Here is a 7,336-nt window from a genome sequence, read left to right as displayed (position 1 = left end):
CTTTTTATTCTTACTCATGGGCACCTCTTTTAAGTGTTGAAATTATAACAAGTTAAAAGAGATGACACAGTTATTTAAACACTACCGAGATTAGTGATGCTGAACCTTCACTTATTACTTAATACCGTGCAAATATGGAGTTTCTAGCGATTGAATTTCTTCATCTTTCATTTTATTAATTCTTTCCTTAAAAGCAGTGACATTTTTTATGGAAGTTGGTGTATTTATGAAATCATAAGTCCTTTGTTTAATTTTTAAGGCATCTGAGATAGAGTGAGATTGCGGATCATTTTTGAAATGAAGAAACTCTTCCACAGACATCGTACAATTTCCATCTATAAATTGATTAATAGCTTGGGTTAATGATTCGCGAATAGCTTGAGCTTTAGGGCCTGCCTTATCAGTTACACCCCGATTTTCTAGTCGTTCAATCTCTTTTTCAATTGCGGCAGAAACTTGCATAATTCTAAGTTCATTAGGGGTTGGTTTTCTTGTTAAGTCTGCGGCTATTTTTGACCAATCATTTTTTTTAATCTCAACATTTCCATCCTTGGTTGAAACATAAATAGTGTCTTGGTTAGCTTGCAGTTGAGTTGATGTTGAAGGGGATTGATAATCTGAGAAATATTTTGATGTTGCAATTTTATCGTACAATTTTTCATAGGGGCCATGACTTGCAATCTTGACAAAAAAATCAAGTATTATGCTTTTATTCGCATGATTAGTTGCTTCTATTGATAATTCTTGTTCTCTTTCCAGTTTTTGAACCTCAGGAAGTGAGGATTTTATAAATTTATGGAGCTCTATTTTATTAACAATAATAGGTTCTGATTCCTGACTTAGTACTCTTAATGCATAATGCTCATGATCATGATCCTCCAGGGTAAATGTCGCTGGGTCTTTTATCTCAGGAATATGAATTTGTGGGTTTTCTTTTTTTAAAAATTCATTGATGTTCCGAGGAATTTGTTGATATATGCGACTTAAATTTGAACTCAACTCTGCCATTTTCTGAGTGCTGTCTGAGTAAACTCGGAGTTCTTCTAACTCCCGAATTTGATCGGCACAAATGGTCTTAATTAATTCATTTTTGTCTGCTTCAGTTTTGCTGTTTAAATAAGTATTGAATAAATTCTCATAATAGGGTGCTCTTAGATCTTCCATAATGATATTGATCAAATCATTGTGGTCCTCTAAATCATTATAATCCCCAAAAGGTTTGATGATTTTAATGATTTCTTCTGCTAACTCTTTTCGAACAGCTTCTCTTTGTCTGAACTCATCAATCTCAGTACCATAAAATACAATTGCAGATTGAGCTGTTTTCATGAAATTTTCAAAATCTTTTTCCACTTCATCGGGATCAAAATTACCAGTTTTCATCACTCTATTAGAAAAAAATATTTTCCTAATATCATCACTATCAATTGCGTATTTCAATTGTGAAATAATATACAATTTTTGATCTTTCCTAGCATTTTTAAATAACTCATTATCAAATATTCTTTTATCTACTAGCTGGGAGTATTCATTATTTTCTGGTTTGCTGATATCGCTATATTCTGCACCTGTAAATTTCGCCAATTCTTTATCAATAAGATGAGCAAAAAATCTGTCTCCAACTTTGACTAGTCCTATATTGCTATTTTCAGGTTGTAGGTCTCCATCACAACAAATTTTTGCACCTTCATCAGAGGCAAATAAATTACCGCTAATTTTATATCTTTGATTGGATTGCAGATCTATAATCTCTTGAGTTTTAAAATCTAATTTGTATCGAGAATTTAAATTTTGAAATTCCTCATTTGAACCAGAATATTTTTTTAAAAAAATATGCATGGGGATGTAGCCAATTATAGTTTGAGTTGCAATAGAATCTGCATCTCCTTTTTTGGCTGCAGTTAAACGCGTTTTGGGGGTGTTAAATCCTAATTGATTAAGGATTTCCATAAAGAAATATTCTTTGTGACCATGGGGGGCGATAAAATATTCACTCTTTTTATTATCTTGTTTATTCTTTACAAAATTTCCTTCAGAAACATCACCGCCACTGCGACCTCTTTTCTCACCTACTGTAAATCGCTGTCGGTCTTTATAAAGTGTTCTGTCTTTATCTTTTTGCTGATCCAATTTGCGGTGCTTGAATATTGGCATTTGAGCATCTTCACAAATAGTTTTATTCATTAATTATAGTATTTGGTGTAATTTTATTTTCTAAAAAAGCATAAAATTTACTCTATTCTTAATGTTTTTATTTGTTTTTTTTATGTCTAAAAGAATGAAAATATTTGAATAATAGGTACTTTATAAATTGACTAATAATATATTCCCGTATTACGCTGGATTAGTAAGTATTGATACCCCTTAGCTAAACAAAGAATATTTTTGCAATTTACTTAATGACCAATATAAACGAGGAAGATTCGAACGATGTATAAAAAACTATTATTGTCATTTCTTATAGTAAGCACATGCCTGTTAACTGGCTGTTGGACTGTAAAATCTGGACAAAAATCAGGTGTGATAGTCAAAGTGGCTAAAGAAGGTAAGTACTGGGGAACTTATGAAGGAGAGCTGATTCGTGGTGGTCTTGAAGATGCGAGTGGAGCTACTGGTCGGGAATTTCATTTTACGATAGGACAATTTAAATCGGATCTGGTTAATAAAGCGGAATTAGCCATGCAAAACAATAGTCATGTGATAGTTTTTTATCATTGTGAAGAGTTTGTAATGCCTTGGCGGGGTGAAACAAAGTGTTTTGTAGATGATATTAAAATTTTGGAAACTAAAGATAAAAAAAATCCTTAATTGGGGTGAGACTCTCAGACCAAACAATAGTAGGGTTTGAGAGTCTATTTTTTAAGCAATTGAGGGTCTTGATTTTGAGATTTCTTCTTGTTGTTCCTCTATTTTTCTGACTGCAGAGGTTCGTCCCCATGCTCCCATTAAAACAGAATTATTACGATGCTCTTTAAATAAGGGCATTTCTTTTGCTGATTCTAAGAGATTAAATTTCTCCTCAGAGTTAGCTGTCTGTTCTACTTGCTCAAACAAAGTTTCCAGAGCGGCTGATCTAAATTCCTCTAAGGTTTTTCTCCAAGAGGTAGTATTTTTGATGCCAAAAAAAGTATCCAGTTTAGGGTTTGTATGAGTATTTAAAAGATCATCCAGACTCTTCACCTGAATATAGAGTATATTAAACTCATCAACGGATAATTTATGACTCTCAATCTCTTGAAGTAATATTTTTTGTTTTTGATATTTGTCTCCTTCACTAAGAGCTATTTTTTGAATAATCGCATCGACTTGGAGAGAGCTTTTTTGCTGAGTAGCAGACACACCCGAATCTTTATCAGGATTTGCTTTGCATGAAGAGATCTTCCCTAATTCTTCTGAAGTCATGGAAACCACAAAAGATTGGCCTTCCTGTTGTACGATTTTGGACAAGCCGCCTTTTTCCGTAATGCCATTAAATTTTAAAAGATTCCTAAATTCAAAGGCTGCCTTAGCATTTTGAAAGGAAATCTGATAGTTACCATTTTTCTCAGTAATGATCGGAGTTTCATTGATACCTAAGTTTCTTATATGAAGTATTAGAACTTCCACGTCTATTGATGGTTGATCAATTTTTTTGCTTTCTTTAACCTGTAGGTTTGGTATTAGCGCTAATTGGGTCGGGGTTAAAAAAATTCTATGATGATCTTCCTTATCACTTTGGATTGTTTTTGGTTTACCACCTCTTCCTGTAATACCATGGGATGTTAAGAGATTTCTAAAGTTACTGGCTGCGGTTGCATCTGTAAAAGAAACTTCGTAATTCTCTCCCCTTTTGAGGATTTTTGGAGTTTCGCCAACTTTTAGCGCTTTGATTTGTTGAGCTGCAACATTTAAATCAGGTTGATATTGCTCTTCATTCGCAGAAGCCGCTGCCTTAACTTTTAAAGTAGGTATCTTTTCTAATTGATCTGATGTTAGATAAATTACACGATATTGCTTGTCTTTTTGGACAGTTTTGGGTTTACCACCTTTGCCCATGATATTATTCGCAGTTAAATGCTCGCTAAATTTTTGGGCAGCTTTTTCATCTTTGAAAGAAACTTTGAAACTAGCCCCATTTTCAAAGACCCATGGTGCCTCCTGAAGACCTAAGTCTTGTCCAATTTTTGCAGCAAAGGGTTTTAAATCACGTTTGGGAAATGGTTGATCTGATTTTCTAGCGGTATATTCTGGAGCTTTTTCTAATTGAGGTACTAGCTGCCACTGTCTAGCTGTTAAATAAATCACATGATATTTATCATCAGATTGTACAGTTTTAGGCATTCCATGCCTGCCCACAATACCATTTGATGCTAAAAGATCGCTAAATCTTTGAGCCGCATTCTTATCTTTAAAAGAAAACTTATAATTCTCGCCACTTTGATAAATCCAGGGTGCTTCTTTAACCTCTAAGCGAACTTTAATATCTTGAGCTACAGTTGTAGCTGTGGTTTTAAAATCAAGATCCGTATCAGAGGTCTGCTTTCTTGTTAACTTTTTGACATCTAGTGAGGGTACTTCTCTTAACTGACGTTCTGTTAGATAAAGGACATGATATGGTTTATCTGAATGTACCGCTATAGGCTTATTAGAACTACCGCGAATATCGTTGGCCTCTAAAAGTTGGCTAAATTTTTGAGCATCATCTCTATTTTTGAAAGAGACTTTATAAGTACCATCAAGTGCTGGTGATATCCAGGTAGTTGCTTTAATGTCTAAATAGCCATTAATTTGAGCGGCTAATGTTTTAAAGTCTAGTTGAGTTGACGATTGCGTAGAGGATGTTTTGTGTGTTTTTTTCCGTTGGGCGAAATCAACTTTAAATTTTTCTACCATGGGTTGGTTAAATTCAGAATGCAGGAACACTAAATCGGATTGTTGAGCCATTTGCTCTTCAAGCGTTTTAGGGTTTTCATGGGTATAAGCCCCACCAATCGTGCGGTCACTCCCTGGATTTAATAAGACTACTTTTTCCTTGCCATAACATTCTTGAGCATACAACATCATGTCCTCATGAACCTTGGGTTTCATAAAGGTACTATGAGGAGCATAGCTTGCTAGTTTTTTTGCTGCTGCTTCCGGGTTATGATCACCTTTCCATACAATCCAATCGATATTAATTTTATATTTGTCAGCAGCAGTGGCAAAAGCTATATACATCGCTTTTCTTGCCATTTCTTTAGAAGGGTGATCGAGTTTATTAATATAAACTCCGACACCAAAAGCAGGCATGATTAATCGTTCCTGACCGTTATCTTTAGCGGCTTTTACTATAAAGTCAGCAAGTTTATCGCACTCTTTTTGATAAACATCTAATTTTAATTGACGATTATTACTGCCACCTGTTGAAAACTCATTTAAATCAACTTGGGATGTACCCATCATATTTGGAGCACAGGCAGTAATGACTGGAATCTCTATGGGGTCTTCAAGTTGACTTCCTAAGTAAAAATCAACAGGTCCATAAACTAACCTGTTGCGGCTTAAACGTCGATTTTCTGGTTTAATTTCACTGGCATCGGGTGCTAAAACGAGTTCTTTGGGGGAATAATTTGCTGAGTCTAGAGGCTTGTAACCAATTCTCGTGGTTTCCAATTCTTTGCCAGGTTCTATATCAAGAAATTCATCCAGGAAATAAATAGACTGTTGTGCCTGCAATTGTTTAATTCTTTGTAATCGCGCGTTATCCTCAGGCCGAAAATCTTTCCTGATGTAGCGATCAATAAAATGCATTTGTCCTGAATAATATTCTTGGTAGGATAATTTCTTAGGCATGATACAAAACCAATTCAATTTCTAATCAATGATAATTTTAGATTATTTGTATTAAGGGATTATTACGCACAAGCAGTAAATTACAACAATTGTAAAAAAGATGTTGGGGGATATATGTAAGATTAAAATGATAAGTCGCTCGTCCGCAAAAATTTCAACGACATTCTCAGTTAGCTGATACTATCGCAAAAGTGAAATTACAAGAGCCGAACCGGCAAATTCCGGTTCGGGTGTTTGCGGATTAGAGCGATGGAAAAGACAGAATTAAGCAGCCATTCCTTTGATTTTGGCGCTTAGACGGCTTTTGATTCGAGCAGCCTTGTTTTTGTGGATTAGGCCTTTACCAGCAGCTTTATCGATAATAGGCTGTGCTTTAGCATAAGCAGCACGAGCAGCTTCTTGATCGCCTGCTTCAACGGCTTTAACAACGTTTTTAACATAAGTGCGGTACATAGAACGTGCACTGGCATTGTGTTGACGCAGTTTAACGTTTTGACGGGCACGCTTGATCGCTGATTTAATATTCGCCACTTAAAAATCTCCACTCATTTCAGGATGTCACAAAAGATGACGATCATGCACAATGTGTTAGAATTTGTCAATATAGACAGGGACTAACATGACAAAGTAGTGAGATAGAGCACTCTTGGTCAATAATACTTATCCTGCCACATTTTCTAGCAGTAAAATGCATAAAAAGCCTATAAAGAAGCAGGCTGTAATAAAAGGAGTTTCAACATCATGCTCATGAGCCTCTATGAGAAGTTCTTCTGTAACCAAATAAAGTAGCGCTGCAACGCCAAACGCTAAAAGAGCTTCAGTGATAGATGGTGGAAATTTGGCAAGTAAAAAAGCACCTAAAACGCTTCCTATGGGGATTAATAATGCAAGGAGTATGCTTAAAATGAGTCTGGTTTTTGCAGTTACAGCACGCTTACCTAAAGTAGCTGTAGTTGAGATACCTAAGAAAAGAACCTCAATTCCTAGGGCAATAGCAATTAATAAGCCTCCTTTGGTGCCCGTTAAAAAAGCAATACCGATTAATATACCATCAATAAACAAATCAATGGCCACAGCACTGATTAAACCTAGAGAAACTCCCGTTCCACGTTCTTCCTCTTCAGTTAATTTATTAGCAAGCATTTTAAGAAAAAGCATGCTGATAACGCCTAAAGAAAAGCCAATCACTAAGGGGAAAGGGGTTTCTCCAATACCCAGTTTAGGAAGCAGTTCTTTAGCTACTGCTGCAAAGACCACGCCCGCGGCAAAGTGCTGAGTAGCACTCGTTAATTTGTCACTTGGTTGGTATATACTAGCGATTACCCCACCTACAATCATGCTTAATCCAGCCCAAAGAGAATAGAATGCGATGTCAACGATTGATGGTGTCATGAGAAGTCCTTTTTATCTGCAATTTACCTGATTTTCTTGAAGAAGTCTTTAGACAGTAATCTCTAAGGTATTGTTTTAGAGTTTTAAAAATCTTTTTCTGCAAAAATTATAAATTTGGCTTGTCAGAGTATAT

Annotated in this window: 5 protein-coding genes; 1 reads left to right on the top strand and 4 read right to left on the bottom strand. The window is 35.4% G+C overall.

The annotated features are described in order from the left end of the window. Positions 1 to 114: 114 nt before the first annotated feature. A complete protein-coding gene (locus tag Lbru_RS04440; protein ID WP_058440990.1) occupies positions 115 to 2,184 on the bottom strand; it encodes a hypothetical protein in 2,070 nt (689 codons plus the stop codon). A gap of 246 nt (positions 2,185 to 2,430) precedes the next feature. On the opposite strand from Lbru_RS04440, the gene Lbru_RS04435 reads away from it, so the two are divergent. Beyond that, the gene (locus tag Lbru_RS04435) at positions 2,431 to 2,808 is read left to right on the top strand and encodes a hypothetical protein (RefSeq protein ID WP_058440989.1); all 378 of its coding nucleotides are present in this window, start codon (positions 2,431 to 2,433) and stop codon (positions 2,806 to 2,808) included. A 51-nt stretch (positions 2,809 to 2,859) separates the two neighbouring features. On the opposite strand, the gene Lbru_RS04430 is transcribed toward Lbru_RS04435, so the two are convergent. The 3 genes from Lbru_RS04430 to Lbru_RS04420 form a co-directional block, all read right to left on the bottom strand. Further along, a complete protein-coding gene (locus tag Lbru_RS04430; RefSeq protein WP_058440988.1) occupies positions 2,860 to 5,811 on the bottom strand; it encodes a hypothetical protein in 2,952 nt (983 codons plus the stop codon). Between the two features lie 264 nt (positions 5,812 to 6,075). Continuing rightward, positions 6,076 to 6,342, bottom strand: coding sequence for a 30S ribosomal protein S20 (gene rpsT / locus Lbru_RS04425; RefSeq protein WP_058440987.1), 267 nt, complete (start codon positions 6,340 to 6,342; stop codon positions 6,076 to 6,078). A gap of 129 nt (positions 6,343 to 6,471) precedes the next feature. Continuing rightward, positions 6,472 to 7,203, bottom strand: a complete 732-nt coding sequence (locus Lbru_RS04420) for a ZIP family metal transporter (RefSeq protein ID WP_058440986.1) — start codon at positions 7,201 to 7,203, stop codon at positions 6,472 to 6,474. Positions 7,204 to 7,336 lie beyond the last annotated feature (133 nt).

It is taken from the genome of Legionella brunensis, assembly GCF_001467025.1.
Lineage (GTDB): Bacteria > Pseudomonadota > Gammaproteobacteria > Legionellales > Legionellaceae > Tatlockia > Tatlockia brunensis.
The sequence above is the reverse complement of the archived record's forward strand: the minus strand, read 5'-3'. Positions and strand labels throughout refer to the sequence as shown.